The organism is Sinomonas sp. P47F7 (assembly GCF_049332655.1).
Lineage (GTDB): Bacteria > Actinomycetota > Actinomycetes > Actinomycetales > Micrococcaceae > Sinomonas.
On record NZ_CP186327.1, the window covers coordinates 3,662,993 to 3,677,654 of the forward strand.

11 protein-coding genes are annotated in these 14,662 nt (G+C 74.1%); 6 read left to right on the forward strand and 5 right to left on the reverse strand.

Annotated features, from left to right (window positions below):
- Positions 1-54: 54 nt before the first annotated feature.
- The 5 genes from ACOKR1_RS17195 to ACOKR1_RS17215 form a co-directional block, all read right to left on the reverse strand.
- Positions 55-2,679 carry a hypothetical protein gene (locus ACOKR1_RS17195; RefSeq protein WP_422934143.1) on the reverse strand — a complete coding sequence of 875 codons (2,625 nt, stop codon included), beginning with the start codon at positions 2,677-2,679 and terminating at the stop codon, positions 55-57.
- Entirely contained in the window at positions 2,666-4,795 is a 2,130-nt protein-coding gene (locus tag ACOKR1_RS17200; RefSeq protein ID WP_422934144.1) for a beta-galactosidase, read from the reverse strand. The genes ACOKR1_RS17195 and ACOKR1_RS17200 overlap by 14 nt, the downstream gene beginning before the upstream one ends.
- The gene (locus ACOKR1_RS17205) at positions 4,788-5,402 is read right to left on the reverse strand and encodes a DUF624 domain-containing protein (protein ID WP_422934145.1); all 615 of its coding nucleotides are present in this window, start codon (positions 5,400-5,402) and stop codon (positions 4,788-4,790) included. The genes ACOKR1_RS17200 and ACOKR1_RS17205 overlap by 8 nt, the downstream gene beginning before the upstream one ends.
- A 166-nt stretch (positions 5,403-5,568) precedes the next feature.
- Complete coding sequence (locus tag ACOKR1_RS17210; protein WP_422933071.1) at positions 5,569-7,158, reverse strand: IS1182 family transposase; 1,590 nt, start codon at positions 7,156-7,158, stop codon at positions 5,569-5,571.
- A gap of 62 nt (positions 7,159-7,220) precedes the next feature.
- Positions 7,221-7,346, reverse strand: a complete 126-nt coding sequence (locus ACOKR1_RS17215; protein WP_422934146.1) for a hypothetical protein — start codon at positions 7,344-7,346, stop codon at positions 7,221-7,223.
- A 481-nt stretch (positions 7,347-7,827) separates the two neighbouring features.
- On the opposite strand from ACOKR1_RS17215, the gene ACOKR1_RS17220 reads away from it, so the two are divergent.
- From ACOKR1_RS17220 to ACOKR1_RS17245, 6 genes are all read left to right on the forward strand, one after another.
- The gene (locus tag ACOKR1_RS17220; protein WP_422934147.1) at positions 7,828-8,076 is read left to right on the forward strand and encodes a hypothetical protein; all 249 of its coding nucleotides are present in this window, start codon (positions 7,828-7,830) and stop codon (positions 8,074-8,076) included.
- Positions 8,077-8,147: 71 nt separating this feature from the next.
- Complete coding sequence (locus ACOKR1_RS17225) at positions 8,148-8,357, forward strand: hypothetical protein (RefSeq protein WP_422934148.1); 210 nt, start codon at positions 8,148-8,150, stop codon at positions 8,355-8,357.
- A gap of 71 nt (positions 8,358-8,428) precedes the next feature.
- Positions 8,429-8,638, forward strand: coding sequence for a hypothetical protein (locus ACOKR1_RS17230; protein ID WP_422934148.1), 210 nt, complete (start codon positions 8,429-8,431; stop codon positions 8,636-8,638).
- Between the two features lie 399 nt (positions 8,639-9,037).
- Positions 9,038-11,050, forward strand: coding sequence for a DUF6807 family protein (locus ACOKR1_RS17235; protein WP_422934149.1), 2,013 nt, complete (start codon positions 9,038-9,040; stop codon positions 11,048-11,050).
- On the forward strand, positions 11,050-14,328 hold the full coding sequence (locus tag ACOKR1_RS17240; protein WP_422934150.1) for an alpha-L-rhamnosidase N-terminal domain-containing protein: 3,279 nt from the start codon (positions 11,050-11,052) through the stop codon (positions 14,326-14,328). The genes ACOKR1_RS17235 and ACOKR1_RS17240 overlap by 1 nt, the downstream gene beginning before the upstream one ends.
- 99 nt (positions 14,329-14,427) lie before the next feature.
- A complete protein-coding gene (locus tag ACOKR1_RS17245) occupies positions 14,428-14,571 on the forward strand; it encodes a hypothetical protein (protein ID WP_422934151.1) in 144 nt (47 codons plus the stop codon).
- Positions 14,572-14,662: the final 91 nt, after the last annotated feature.

The window sequence follows — 14,662 nt, forward strand, 5'->3', positions numbered from 1 at the left end:
TCTCTCCTTTGAGTGAGGGTGGGTGGAGCGGTGTAGGTGTGTCAGAGGGCTGGTTCAGGGCTGTGCGCCCGCGGGAACGGACGACGGCGCGCCCCACCTGAGCGCGTCCGGCGGGCCGACGAGGGCGAGGGCGAGCATCGCGTTGAGGCACCACTGCGAGGTCCAGTTGGTCGAGAGCCAGGGGAGCTCCTCGACCTCGGTCCACGTCGTGACGCGCTGGACCGCCCCGGAGAGCGGCTCGCCGAGCGGCACCTGCGCGGCGTCGAGGAGGAGCTTCCACGCGTGGGCGGCGAGCTTCTCGTCCCGGCGGTACCACGCGGCGTACGCCATCATCCCGGAGGCCATGTAGGGCCACGAGAAGTGCGAGTCGTCGAGCGCTCCCCCGCTCACGGCGCGCTTGGCGCCGTCGTCCATCGCGTAGAAGGCCCCGAAGTCGGCGAGCATCGCGCGGAAGCCGTCGTGGTCCAGCAGCTCGGCCGTCTCGAGCCACGCCTGGGGCGCGCCGAACGCGATGATCATGTGGAAGCCGCCCGCGGTGCCGAGGCCCATGTGGTGGAGATCGAGCGCGTCGGGGTCGAATTCGAGCGTGGGCCCCGAGAGGAGGCCGAGCGGCATGGCCTCGAGCTGGGCGAGGCCCTTGAGGATCTTGTCGCGGTGCTCGGGGGAGCCCGTACGTTCCCACGCCGTGGCCCAGTTGGCCACGAGTGCCGCCCAGTCTGGCCCGATCCGCACGTGGGTGCGGCCCTCCGGGCGCGGGTAGAACTCGCGCATCGGGTCGAGCCGGCCCAGTGCGTGCTCGGCGTCGGAGACCTCGGCGAGGAGCTCGCCGATCCGCTCGTCGCCGCCGCCGAGGTAGTAGTACGGCCGGTGGAGCGTGGCCATGCTGATGCGCACTTCCTTGCAGCCGCAGCCCCAGTGCAGCACGTTGTGGCGCGAGCCGAGCTGGGCGTAGGGGCCGTCGTGGTGGCGGTCCACCTCGGCGCTGTGCCACGTCATGGCCTCGGCGAGCCGGTATGCCTCGGCGCTGCCCGTGCGGAGGAAGTCCTGCCAGAGCCACAGGTTCGGGCACAGCTCGTTGTTGGCCCACGCGAAGCCGCCCAGGTCGTAGCGCCACTGGTGGCGGTGCGGATCGTAGCTGTGCATGACGTCGCCGTAGTCCCAGTAGCCGAACCAGCCCCGGCGCTCGACCTCGCCCGCGTAGAAGCCGCGCAGCTCGGCGAAGCGGGCCTCGATCGCGGCCGCGAGAGGGGAGGCTTCGGGCTCCGGCAGCGACCACGCGGCGCCGAGCGCGCTTGTCGCCGCGTAGCGCGCGGGCTCGGCGACGGGCTGGGCGGGCCGGTCGCGCTCGGACGCGAGCTCCCACAGTTCGGCGGCGGTGAGCCCCGGTGGGGTGACGTCGAGGACCACGTGGCTCGTGTTGGCCACGCCGTGCGGGGTCGAGCGCAGCTCGTCGAAGCCCTCGTACGCGCTCTCGACGTGGCACCGGTCGGTGTAGTGCCGCAGGTCCATGGGGCCGCCGCGCTCCGCCCACACCCACGCCGTGACCGTTGCGGCGTCGCCGTCGAGCCCCTCGACCTCGAGGGCCGCGGGATGCTTGCGCCAGAAGCCGCGCAGGGACAGCGCGAGCCCGCCGTCGCCGTCGGCCGCCTCGATGAGCCCCAGCGCGCGGCGACCCCGCCCGATCTTGACCGGCGCGAGCCGGGCGGCCGTCTGCTTCTCGAGCCGCCACGACGCATCCGATTCCTGCGTGAGCCGGAACGCGGCCCACACCGCGTTCTCGCGGCCGACGGCGAACAGGCGCCGCTCGCGCTCGTCCTCCGGCGCGGTACCCGTGGGCTCGGCGACGGGCAGGGCCTGAAGCTGGCGGTCGTAGGGCGCGTTGGCGCCCGCGAACGGGCGGGACATGAGCAGCTGGGCGGGCTCGGTGTAGACGGCGGCGTCCCCCGCGACGCGGACCCACCGGTTGATCGGTTCGCCGCGCAGCGGGCGGTCCACGCGAAGACCGAGCCCCGCGATGACGCGGTCCGCGGCGGCCTCGCGGAACACGAGGGTCTGGGTCACCGCGACGCGCGGGAGGCCGCGGTGCACCGTGAGCCGCACAACGAACGCGAGGAGTTCCTCGCCGGCCGCGTTGGGGGCCGCGTCAGGGTCGCCGCCCTCCTCACCGGCCGCTTGGACCGTCACCGTGCCGTGGACGCGGACGACGGCGCGCACGGCCCCCGGCGTCTCGACGTCGGCGCCGTCGATGCTCACGCGGGCGACGCGGCCGCCCGTGAGCGACGCGACGAGGCGGAGCCCGCTCGCCGCGATGCGGCCGTCCGGCGAGCTGATCGGTCCCGTGAGCGTCTCCCCGTGACCGTCGACCCGGAACGCGAGCGCGCCCGAGTCCACGAGCACGCCGTCGCCGTCCTGAACGGCGAGCGGCGCGGCGCCCCCGGGGGTGGGCCGGTCCGCGCCGGGCGCGAGGTCCGCCGGATCCGTCTCCGGCCCGACGATCGCGGTGTGACCCGTCCACTTGACGGAGCCGTCCGGCCACGTCGCGAGCAGGCGGGCCTCGTGCTCGACACCGGGTCCGGCCGCGAGGCGGCTCACGTCCTCGGGCAGGAGCTCGCCGGGGTTCCAGGGGTAGCCGTAGTCGGTCGCGGTGCGGGCGCGCGGGGCGCCGTCAAGCCACTGCATGCGGGGTCTCCTTGTGAGAGGAATCGTGCGGGGATTCGTGCGGGGATTCGGGGGTCTCGTCGGTGCTCGGGTCTGCCGATTCAGCGAGGACGGCCCAGCCGTAGGCGGGCAGCGCGACACGGCCCGCGGGGTGCGTGTGGCCGGTCAGGAGAGAGCGGGCCGGGCCGCCCAGCGTGACGGCGCGTTCGGCGCCGTCGAGGTTCACGAGCCAGTGCTCGAGGCCGTCCGGTCCGCGCCGGGCGTACTCGACGACGCCGGGTTCGGTCGGGAGGGCGGGGTCGTCGACGTCGCGGAGGGCATGGGCGAGGAGCGCGTCCCACACGCCGGCCGCTGCGGGCGCGGCGCTGCCGTCGGGAGGCGGGCACGCGCCGTCGTCCGCGGGGAAGCCGCCCACGAGGATGAGGCGGCCCGCGCCGATCCGGTGTTCCGTGACGGCGGCGAGGCCCGCGGCCGGGCCGGATTCGATCGTCGCGAGCGCGGTGGCGCCGCGCAGGGCGAGGGCGGTGAGCGGGCCGTCGAACTCGGCCTCGCGCCCGCCGAGGCGGATGCGCGTGCCCGTCCCGGCGGCCGGGAACTGGTAGACGCCCTCGACGCCCGCGGCGGATTCGAGCGCGCCGAGTGCCGCGTCGGTGTGCCAGCCGTGGTGCTCGGTGCGGGTTCCCGTGTGCGGGCCCACGACCCACGTTCCGCCGTCGCGCACCCACGCAAGCCAGCGCTCGAGCTCGTCGGCGGGGAGCCACGGCCGGAAGGCCGTGATCATGACGCGGAGGCCCTCGGAGGGTCCGGCGCCGTCAGGCAGGGCGGCGCGCCGCACGCCCGCGCGGACGAGCCGTGCGTGGAGTCGGGAGACGTGGGTGCGGTAGTCGCCTCCCGTGAGCGGCTCGGCGTCGAGGTAGCCGCGGGCGTCGTCGGACCACGAGATCGCGACGGCGGGCGGGACGGGCTTGCTCGCGCGGAGGAGCGGGCCGAGCTGGGCCAGGAGCTTCCCGGCCCGTTCCGCCGCGGCGTAGCCGATGGTGGGTGCGCCCCACGCGCTCAGCACGGAACCGTGGGGCTGTTCGCTCCCGCCCGCGTGCTGGCGGAAGTGCCAGAACAGGAAGCCCGCGGCGTCCGCGGCGGCGCTCGCGAACGCCTCGGCCGCGACGTAGCCGGCCGGATGCGGCCGGGGCTGCGAGCGGACCGAGCCCGCATGCGAGGGGCTCGTCTCCATGACGACGGTTCGGCCCGCCGGGCCGAGGTGCGCGAAGAGGTCGAGGTTGAGCAGGAACGCGGGGTAATTGTCCGCGGCGGCGTAGGAATCGAACGCGGAGAACTCAAGGTCCTCGAACAGCGCCGCGTTGTCGAGCGCGAAGCCGAGGCCGCTGTTGTGGGTCACGGGCAGCGCGCTGTGCCGGCGGATCACGGCGGCCTGCCCCCGCACGAAGTCCGTGGCGCCCTCGCGGGAGAACCGGCGGAAGTCGGCGAGGAGGCCCGTCGCGTGGAGGAACGGCGTGGGGCCGGGGAGCGGGACCTGGGCGAGTTCTTGATACGTTTCACTCCAGATCGCACTGCTCCACGCGGCGTTGAGTGCTCCCACCTCCCCATGGCGGCGGCGCAGCCACTCGGGCCACGCGGACGCGCAGGCGGCGCAGAAGCACTCGGTCACATGGGAGCGGAGCTCGTTGTCCACCTGCCATGCGAGCACGCCGCGGTTCCCCGCGAGTGCCGCCGCGATGGCGTCCGTGATGCGGCTGGCGGCCGCGCGGAAGTCGGTGTTCCGCTCGCAGGCCTGCTGGCGCGAGCCGTGGCCCAGGGCAAGCCCCTCGGCCGTGCGATGCAGGCGGTTCGGCCTGCCGTGCGTGTACCAGACGGGCGGTGCCGCGGTGGGCGTCGCGACGATCGAGCGAAGGCCTCGCGAGGCGAGGACCTCGACCGACTCCACCAGCAGCGACGCGTCGATGGCGCCCTCCGCTGGCTCGAGCGCGGCCCACATGAACTCGCCGAGCCTCGCAGCGTCCATCCCGAGCCGGGCCATGTGCTCGGCGTCTCGCGCGAGCGTGTCGATGCCTGTGACCTCGGGGTACACGGCCGCGCCGTAGCGGATGCCGGCACCCAGGAGGGTGCGGGAGTCAGCCACGGCGCACCCCTGCAATGCGCGGCTTGGCGGACGACGGCGCATCCGCACCCGCCTGCCGGACGGTCGCCTTCGAGGACGCCTCGGCCTCCGCGACGGAGGCGTCGTTGGCCTCGAAAAGCCGATGGCACACGTGGCCGGTGAGCATGATCCAGGCGCCCGCGCTCGCGAACGGCACGAGGCCAGGCACCGCGACGCTCGCGAACAGCACCACGGCGCCGATGAAAAGGACGAGCGCCACGCCGGGAAGCTGGCGCGGCACGAAGCGCGAGGCAAACGCAAGGGCGCGGAACGCCGGCACGTCGTAGCGCGCCGCGAGCGGGAACGCGAGGCACGTGACGGCCGCGAGATACACTCCCGCGAACGCGACGGCCCCGGCCACGCCCTGGTCCAGCGCGGCGTGACTCGCCGAGAAGTGAAGCCAGTTCACGGCGACGGCGGCCCATGCGGCCTCGAGCGGAAGCCCGAGAGCGAGCCCCCGAGGCCACGATCCGCGCAGCGCCGCGACGTAGGGGCGCAGCACGGGGCCGGTTTCGCCGAGCTCGCGGCGGCGCACGAGTTCGTGGGCCGCGAGGGTCGCCGGGCCGAGGCCTAGGAGACTGCTGAACAAGCTCCCTTCGCAGGTTGGCTGGTGGCGTGATCGGTGCCGCCTTGGCCAGTCGAACGGCGGGTTTTGGTCGGCTCTGGGTGCAGCATGGGTCCGTCCCGCCTGTGCAGGGCGTCGTGGTGCCCCTGGCGTTGGGTTCGAGGCTGTCTTCTGGGGGCCTGCGGCGCGATCAGGCCAGCTGCCAGGTTCCGTTGTCGAAGCTGAGGCCGAGTGCGAGCAGTCGCCTGAGGTTCAGGGCGGCGACCCGGTGGTGGAGCCAGCTGTTGTTCTTCTCCACGCCCCGGTAGGGGACGCGGCGGTTGCCCCGGGTCAGCCACGCGATCGATCTCTCGACCATCGGCCGCTTGGCCCGATAGGTGGTCTGGAAGCCTTCCGCGGTGGCCCGCCTGCGGTGTGCGCGCTGGAGCAGGTCGTGGGGATGCACCTCGATCTTGCGACCGTCTCTGGCCGTGGTGCACTGCGATCGCAGCGGGCAGTGGGCGCAGACGGCGCCGAACACGGCCTTGCGGGTCTTGGTGAGCCGGCGGGTGTGCCCGGCCGGGCAGGTCAGGGTCCCTGCCTCGCCGTCGTGGGCGAAGTCGTCGATGGTGAACCCGCCCTCGACCGCGGGCCGCAGCGGCCACGGCTTGATAATCGGGGTCCACTTCCGCTGGTCCAGGGCGTGCAGCATCTCCCCGGACCCGTAGGCCGAGTCGCCGAGCACCTCGACGGCCTCCTGCCCGGCGATCGTCGGGTCGGCGGCGACCAGGTCCTTGCCGACGGATGCGTCGGAGTTCTCCGGGCCGTTGGCCTTGGTCAGCTTCACCGCGGTGGTCAGCCCGGTCTCCGGCTCGACCACCACATGGGCCTTGAACCCGTCCTGCCGGCGCTCCCGGGTCTTGTGCGCGTGCCGGGTCTCCGGGTCGACGGTGGAGATCATCCGGTCCGGTGCGACGCTGCGGGCGATCCGCCACCGCCCGTCGCTGCCGTCGGAGTCCTCCGCGGGCTCGACGTCCTGCCCGGCCACCAGCGCCAGCAGCGCCACCGCCTCCGCAGGCCTCCCGCCCGCGGCCTGGGCGGCATCGACGTCCAGCGCCGCGAGCAGCGCGAGCGCGTCGTTGACCAGGGCTGTGACCAGGCCGTCGCGCGCGGCCGCATCGTCCCACACGATCCGCGGCTTCCCGGCCGAGGCGTAGTCCTGCCCGGTCAGCCCGGCCAGCCGGGTGCACTCGGCGGCGATCACCGCCTCCGCGCCGGAGACCTCCCGGCCGACCCGCCGGATCGAGGCGACCAGCTGGGTGACCGTGTCCTGCCGGGCAACCGCGTCGTCCAGCACCGTGGAGTCAAGCGCCCGCCGCGTCCCCCCGCCCACCGCGCCGGTCGCGGCCACCACGTCCCGGACCGCCTCGAAGATCCGCTGCGGCCGGGCGCTGGCCGCGAGCCGGCGCCGCCAGTAGGTCAGGGTGGTCGGATGGAACGCCCGGTCCGCGACCGCGAAGCCGCAGGCGGCCTTCCACCGCAGGTCGAAGGTCACCGCCTCGGCAGCCTCGCGATCCGAAAGCCCGTTCAACGCCTGCAGCACCAGGACCGTGGCGACCACCTCGGGCGGGACCGAGGGCCGGCCCCGGCCCGAGGGAAAGAGATCCTCGAACATCTCCGCCGGGAACAGCTTCAGCCGATGCCCGGCCAGGAAGGCGAAGACGCTGCCCGGAACCAGCAGATGCCCGGCCAGCGCCTCAACGTCAAGGAACTCACGCTGTCCATCGTCGCGACCCTGCATGAAGCCAGTCTTAACCCTCCCCGGCCCGAAGCAGGGAGGCGCGCCCCGCCCGCCCGACTTCTTCAGCAGTCTCCTAGGACCACGCCTCCCGCGAGGGTCGCGGCGAGCCACGCGAGGTTGAGCCGAGCCATCCAGCCCACGGCGTCGAACGCGTCATAGGCGCGCGCTGACCACTGCCGTCCGCTCATGCTCCTCCTCGAGTCGTCCGGGCGGGCTGCTCCCGGATCCGGTCAGAGGTGACCAAGGGGTGTGCCCCGCGTCACTTGGAAACCGGTTTCCACGAAAAATTAGCAGCGCTGGACCGGCGCGTCAATGCTTGGATTGAAATCGTTTTGTGAACGCTCTCGGACGCCGCCGACGAGTCTGCCACCGTTCGCCACGGCTCCCGCGGGCCCGCCGCCGACGAGTCTGCCGCCGTTCGCCACAGCTCCCCCGGGCCCGCCGCCGACGAGTCTGCCGCCGTCCGCCACAGCTCCCCCCGGGCCCGCCGCCGACGAGTCTGCCGCCGTTCGCCACAGCCCCCCGGGCCCGCCGCCGACTGCCGCCGGGCTGCACCACCGCCGCTCTCGCCCATATCCGTGCCACAACCACCCCGCCCGCCACACAACCGTCCCGCGGCGCAACATGACCGTCCCTCGAAGGCAAAACCGTCCCGCACAACCGACGGTCATGCCTCTCACGGACGGCCAGGCGGCATACCGGACGGTCGTGCCCCCCACGGACGGCCAGGCCGCGTTCCGGACGGTTGTGCCCCCCACGGACGGCCAGGCGGCGTTCCCGACGGTCGTGCCCCCCACGGACGGCCAGGCCGCGTACCGGACGGCCATGCTGTCCCGAGACGGTCACGCTGTCGCAATCACGCCGTCCCGGGCAACGCGCGGCCACGAAACACTCACGAGTCTCACGAACCGGCACTAAGCCGCACAACCGTCCCTCGGCGCAACATGACCGCCCCTCGAAGGCAAAACCGTCCCGCACAACCGACGGTTATGCCTCTCACGGACGGCCAGGCGGCATACCGGACGGTCGTGCCCCCCACGGACGGCCAGGCCGCGTACCGGACGGTCGTGCCCCCCACGGACGGCCAGGCCGCGTACCGGACGGCCATGCTGTCCCGAGGCAGTCCCACTGTCGCGGTCACGCCGTCCCGGGCAACGCGCGGCCACGAAACACTCACGAGTCTCACGAACCGGCACTAAGCCGCACAACCGTCCCTCGGCGCAACATGACCGCCCCTCGAAGGCAAAACCGTCCCGCACAACCGACGGTTATGCCTCTCACGGACGGCCAGGCGGCATACCGGACGGTCGTGCCCCCCACGGACGGCCAGGCCGCGTACCGGACGGTCGTGCCCCCCACGGACGGCCAGGCCGCGTACCGGACGGCCATGCTGTCCCGAGGCAGTCCCACTGTCGCGGTCACGCCGTCCCGGGCAACGCGCGGCCACGAAACACTCACGAGTCTCACGAACCGGCACTAAGCCGCACAACCGTCCCTCGGCGCAACATGACCGCCCCTCGAAGGCAAAACCGTCCCGCACAACCGACGGTTATGCCTCTCACGGACGGCCAGGCGGCATGCCGGACGGCCAGGCGGCAGACCGGACGGTCGTGCCGTCTCGGGACGGTTGTGTCGATTCGAGACGGCCAAGCGGCGGTCGACCATGTCAGGGCCGGCCGCGCCCCGAAGGGGACGGCCGCGCCGCCAAACGACCGGCCACGCCCACGAAGGGGACGGCCGCGCCGCCAAGCGACCGGCCGCGCCGCCGGGGCTGGGGCGCGATCAGCCGTCGCTAGACGGACTCCCCGGTAGCGTGCCAGACTGTCGGAAAACGCTTTCCAACCTCCCCGCCCCGCGGGCCACGGCGCAAAGGAGCTCCATGAGCACCCCCGCATCCCCGACTGCCCAGACCTATGCCGTCCCGGCCCGGATCGCCCTCGTGGGCGCCCACGGCTTCGGCCTCGTGCACCTGCGCAACCTCGACCGCCTGAGCCGAGCGGGCGCCGTCGTCCTCGACGCTGTGGCCGACCCGCGCCCGCCGGACGCCGACACACTGCCCGAGGCTACGGCGCAGTTCGCCTCCCTCGACGAGCTGCTCGCCGACCGCCCCGCCCCGGACATCGCAATCGTCGCGACGCCGCTCCACACCCACGGCCCGCTCGGCGCCACAGCCCTCGATTCGGGCGCCCAGCTGTACCTCGAGAAGCCGCCCGTGCCGTCGCTCGGCGCATACCGCGAACTCCTCTCCCACGCCACACGCCGCGACGCGGCGGTCCAGATCGGCTTCCAGAGCCTGGGCTCCCACGCGCTGCCGGCCATCGAGAGCCTCCTCGCCTCGGGCGAGATCGGCACGCTGCGGGCGGTCGGCGCGATCGGCGTGTGGACCCGAGACCTCGCGTACTACGCACGCTCGCGCTGGGCCGGCAAGCGCGTGCTCGACGGCGTCGAGGTCGTGGACGGCGTCGTCACCAATCCGCTCGCGCACGCCGTCGCGACCGCCCTGCGCATCGCGGGGGCGCGCCGCGAGGAGGACGTCGCGAGCATCGACGTGGACCTGTACCACGCGCACAGCATCGACGCCGACGACACGTCGGCCGTGCGGATTGTGACCTCGACCGGGCTCCCGATCACGTGCGCGCTCACGCTGTGCGCCGCCCAATCCGCCGAGCCTTGGGTCACGGTCTACGGCACGGAGGGCGAGGCCCAGTTCTTCTACACCGAGGACCGGCTCGTGGTCCGCACCGCCGCCGGCGAGCGCGAGGAGCGCTACGGCCGCACGGACCTCACCGAGAACCTCCTCGACCACCTCCGCACGGGCTCGCCGCTGCTGAGTTCGCTCGCCGACGCGGGCGCGTTCATGCGCGTCCTCGAGGCCGTGCGAACGGCCCCGGCCCCGCGCCAGATCCCGGCCGAGTTGGTGGACTGGGTTGGCGAGCGCCAGGCCGCGCGGCCGATCGTGCGCGACATCGAGGAGGCGCTTGAGCGCGCGGTCCGCGCCCAGGCCACGTTCTCCGAGCTCGGCCTCCCGTGGGCCGCGCCGCAGGAACCGATCGCCGAGCTCACCCTCCCGAACGGCCCCGCGGTCGCCGAGCTGCGGAGCGGCTCCGGGATCGCCCCGACGCTTTCGCCGCGACCGTATCTGCACCCCGTGCGCACGCTCGCGGGAACCGTCGTGACGGACCACCTGCCGCTCGACCACCCGTGGCACCTCGGGCTCGGCTGGGCGCTTCAGGACGTCTCGGGCACGAACCTGTGGGGCGGCCGCACCTACACGCGCGAGGCCGGCCGCTACGTGTGGCGCCCCGACCACGGGCGCATCGCGGCCGAACGCGTCGAGGCCTCCGCGGGGCGGCTCGACCTCAGTCTGCGCTGGGAAGCGCACGACGGCGCGACCCTCCTCCGCGAGCAGCGCGCCGCGAGCGCGGAGCCAGCGGGCGACGGCGCGTGGCGGCTCGATCTCGCGACTCGGCTCACGGCGGCGGGGCCCGTGAGCCTCGGCGGTCCCGGTTCGAACGGGAACGCGGGCGGCGGCTACGGCGGCTTCTTCCTGCGGCTCGCGCCGTGCGAGGACGCGCGCGTGTTCACGCCGGCCGCCGAGGGCGAGGAGGCCGTGCACGGGCACGCCGCGGCGTGGATCGCGTGGAGCGCGCGTTTCGGGAGCCGCAGCGCCGGGGTCGTGATCGCGGCCGCGCCCGAGGCGCCGGACGATCCGTGGTTCGTGCGCCTCGCCGGCTACCCCGGGATCGGCTCGGCGCTCGCGTGGGAGCGCGCCGTGGAGCTCGGCGCGGGCGATTCGCTCGCGCGGACGTTCCGCGTGTGGTTCGTCGACGGCCCCGTCGACGCGCACCGGGCCGCGGCGCTCGTGGCCAGCGCGGCGGGCGGCGCCGCCTGATGGCCGCCGAGTCCGGCCTCCGTCCGGTCCGGCTGCGCGTCGAGGGCGCGGAGGCCTGCCTCACGGCGGGGCCCACACCGCGCCTCGCGTGGCAGGCCGATGCTTTCGCCCGCCCGGCCTCTCAAAACCGCCCCACCGCGAGCCTCCAGCCCGTCGCGGCCGAGCCCGAGGTGCGAAGCGCGGACGGCCGGGTCCTGTGGGCGCCCGGGCGCGTCCCGCTCCCCCGTCACGCCACGACTCGCGTCATGGTCCCCGCGGACACGCCGCTCCCGGCCGGCACCGCATGCCTGTGGCGCGTGCGGCTCCAGACGGACGACGGCGCGTGGGGACCGTGGAGCGCAGAGCATGCGTTCGGCACGGGGCTGTTCGACTCGCGGGACAGCGACGGCGCGTGGTCCGCGCAGTGGATCGCCCGCGCCCCCGGCGGCCGCGCGCCCCTGCGAATCGCCGAGGGCGAACTGCGCTGGCACGGCACCCCGTTCCTGCCGGTCCCCGCCGAGGCGGGGCCCGACTTCGTTCTCGAGGCCGAGCTCCGCCCTGTGCTCGGGGCAGCCGGGATCGTCCTCCACAGCGACGGCCCGGGCACCGGTCTCCTGCTCGAGCTCGGCCGCGGCACCGTGGCCCTGCGTCCCGCACCGCGCTGGGAGCAGCCGTGCGGGCCCGACGACTGGACGACGGCGCCGCTCGCCGAGGCGGTCTTCGCGCCCGAGCTCGCGGAGGCGGGCAGACCCCCGTTCCCCGGGAGTGGGCCGTTCCATCGGGTCCGGGCCGAGGCGAGAGGCGGAAGGCTCGCGGTCGCGGTCGACGGCCGGCCCGTGCTCGACACGCCTCTGCCCACCACCTCCTCCTTAGATCCCACCGGACGCCTCGTGGGGCTGCACGCTGCACCCCGCGCCGAAGGCGCACTCAGATCTCTCACACTCAGCGACGGCGCAGGCACCGAGACGTTCCGCTACGAGTCTTCGGCGGGCCTCGACGGCTGGACGGCCACGACGCCGTTCCGCCAGCCGGACGAGTGGACGCTCGTACGAGCGGAGGCCACCCTCGCAGGCCCGGTACGCCGCGCCGTCCTGTACGCGGCCGCACGCCATCAGGCGTGGGTGTCGATCGGCGGGCGCGAGGTCCTCGGGCTCTCCTCGTTCGGCTATCCCGGCGAGGACTATTATGACGCCGCCGACGTCACCGAAGCGCTGCTCGCCTCCGGCTCGGGAGCCCCTGGCTCGCGCGTTGCGATCGCGATCCTCTCGCACTGGTACGGGCCGGGGCAGGGCCGCGCATCCACCGAGCCGGGGATCCTGGCCGAGCTCCGGGTCGAGTATGAGGACGGCTCGCGGGCCGTGGTCGCGACCGGCCCCGAATGGCGCGCCGCCGAGGCGCCCTACGGCCAGGCGGGCTATCGCAACGACGAGGGCGACCCCATCGAGCACGCCCTCGGCGACCTGCCCGCGGGCTGGGACGCGCCGGGCTTCGACGACTCCGGCTGGGAGCGGGCGCGGATTCTCGGCGCCCATCCGTCGGAGGCGTTCCCTATCCTCCACCCGCGCCGCGCGCACACCAGCGAGCATCGCGACGAGCCCGTCCGCTGGCTCGAGGCCGCCGACGGCACGCGCGTCGCGGACTTCGGCACCGTCCGGGCCCGCCGCCCGCGCGCGAGCTGGGAGCCCGCGAAACCGGCGCCATCACAGCCCGTGCGCCTGCGCGCAGGCTACGAGCTGAAGCCGGATGGCCGCGTCGACGACGCCACGCTGCCCAGCCAGAACACCGACATGTCGTTCCTCGCGGGCGGCCCCGATGCCCCGACCGACCCCGGCTGCGACTCGCGCGGCTTCGACGCGCGCGTGCACCTCGGCTTCCGCTACCTCGAGATCGACGGCGCCGCACCCGCCCGGCTGGACGCCGCCGTCGTCCACGGGGCGCACCCGGGCGAGGCGAGCGTCGAATGCTCGGATCCGCGGCTCACCGACGCGCTCCGCCTCCTGCAGGACTCGGCGCTCCACGGCGTCCAGGAGCGCTTCGTGGACACCCCGACGCGGGAGAAGGGCCAGTTCCTGGCGGACGCCGCCAATATCTCCTACGCGACGATGGCCGCGTTCGGCGAGCGCGAGTTCACGCGCCAGGGCCTGCGCGAGTTCGCGTGGTCGGGGCGGCGGTACTGGGACGCGCCGCACGAGCGCGGACGCGTCAACGCCGTCTACCCCAACGGCGACGGCAAGCGGGACATCCCGGACTTCACCCTCATGCTCCCGGAGTGGGCCGAGGCGTACTGGGCCGCGACCGGCGACGACGCGTTTGTCGCCGAGCTCCTCCCCACGCTCGAGGCGACGTGCGGCTACGCCCTGCGCTCCCTCGCGGAAGGCGGCCCGTGCGCCGGGCTCGTGACCGATCTCGAGGGCGGCGGCGGGCCGTACCTGCACGGCATCGTCGACTGGCCGGCCCCTAACCGCTATGGCTACGACATGGAGACGGCCGTGCGGACCACGGTGAACGCACAGGCGTTCTCGGCCCTCGCGGCGACCGCGCGGCTCAGCGAGCTCGTGGGTCGGGACCGGCACGCCGCCCTGCTCAACGAGCGCGCCGCGGCCCTCGCCGAGGCGATGGAGCGCACGCTCCGCGTGGACGGCGTGTTCGTGGACGGCCTCCGGGCGGACGGCTCGCCGAGCCCGCACGCGTCCCAGCACGCGACCGTGTTCCCGCTCGCCGTCGGCGCCACCGCGCCCGAGTTCCGGGCCGCCGATGCCCTCCGCGCCGCCGGCCTCGGCCTGCGCATGGGGCCCATGACGTGGCATCGGCTGCTCGGCGCGCTCGTGCACGAGGGCCTCGTGGACCGTGCGCTCGGCGTGATCCTGGACAGCCCGGGGCGGGGCCCGCTCCACTGGCTCGCGCAGGGTGCCACGTTCTCGTGGGAATCGTGGGAGCTCGAGCCCGGCTCCGACCACAGCCAGTCCCATGCGTGGTCCGCGGCGGCGTGGCCCGTGCTCGTCGACGGGATCCTCGGGCTCCGGCGCGTGGCCCCGGGCCGCTTCGAGCTCCGGGTGCCCGAGTGCCGGCTCGAGTGGGCACGGGCCGAACTCCCCATCGAGCAGGGCACGCTGCGGATCGCGTGGCGGCGCACCGCGGCGGGGGCCGAACTCGAGTGCGAGCTTCCCCCGGGCACGGAGGCGCGGGCAGAGCCGCCGGGCGGCGCGGGCTTCAACGAGGCCACGGACGACGGCGCGCGGCGGCTCCTCGGGCCGGGTCGCCACCGGCTCGGCCGGGTCGCCGAAAAAACGGAGACATAGTCCGGAATAACCCCGCGGGCGGCGTCGTTGCAATCAGTGAACCCCTTGGTGCGGCCGTTTCTCTGGCGGCGCCATCCCCCTGCCCGAAGGAGGAACACCATGTCCCTTTTCACTGTCCTCGCCGTCCTGATGGTTGCCGCCATGATGGTCGTCCCCGTCGCGTGGGAGTTCCTCTCCTCGGACCGCCGCGCGGAACGTGCGGCGGTCGAGTGCGCGTCGGCCGACACCGAGGCGAACGCCTAGGAGACTGCTGAACAAGCTCCCTTCGCAGGTTGGCTGGTGGCGTGATCGGTGCCGCCTTGGCCAGTCGAACGGCGGGTTTTGGTCGGCTCTG

What these genes read in the sequence shown, in the direction of transcription:
- ACOKR1_RS17220 (WP_422934147.1), top strand. Translation starts at nt 7,828, where the DNA reads ATGCCTCTCACGGACGGCCAGGCGGCATACCGGACGGTCGTGCCCCCC.
- ACOKR1_RS17215 (WP_422934146.1), bottom strand. Translation starts at nt 7,346, where the DNA reads ATGAGCGGACGGCAGTGGTCAGCGCGCGCCTATGACGCGTTCGACGCC.
- ACOKR1_RS17230 (WP_422934148.1), top strand. Translation starts at nt 8,429, where the DNA reads ATGCCTCTCACGGACGGCCAGGCGGCATACCGGACGGTCGTGCCCCCC.
- ACOKR1_RS17235 (WP_422934149.1), top strand. Translation starts at nt 9,038, where the DNA reads ATGAGCACCCCCGCATCCCCGACTGCCCAGACCTATGCCGTCCCGGCC.
- ACOKR1_RS17210 (WP_422933071.1), bottom strand. Translation starts at nt 7,158, where the DNA reads ATGCAGGGTCGCGACGATGGACAGCGTGAGTTCCTTGACGTTGAGGCG.
- ACOKR1_RS17245 (WP_422934151.1), top strand. Translation starts at nt 14,428, where the DNA reads ATGTCCCTTTTCACTGTCCTCGCCGTCCTGATGGTTGCCGCCATGATG.
- ACOKR1_RS17225 (WP_422934148.1), top strand. Translation starts at nt 8,148, where the DNA reads ATGCCTCTCACGGACGGCCAGGCGGCATACCGGACGGTCGTGCCCCCC.
- ACOKR1_RS17195 (WP_422934143.1), bottom strand. Translation starts at nt 2,679, where the DNA reads ATGCAGTGGCTTGACGGCGCCCCGCGCGCCCGCACCGCGACCGACTAC.
- ACOKR1_RS17240 (WP_422934150.1), top strand. Translation starts at nt 11,050, where the DNA reads ATGGCCGCCGAGTCCGGCCTCCGTCCGGTCCGGCTGCGCGTCGAGGGC.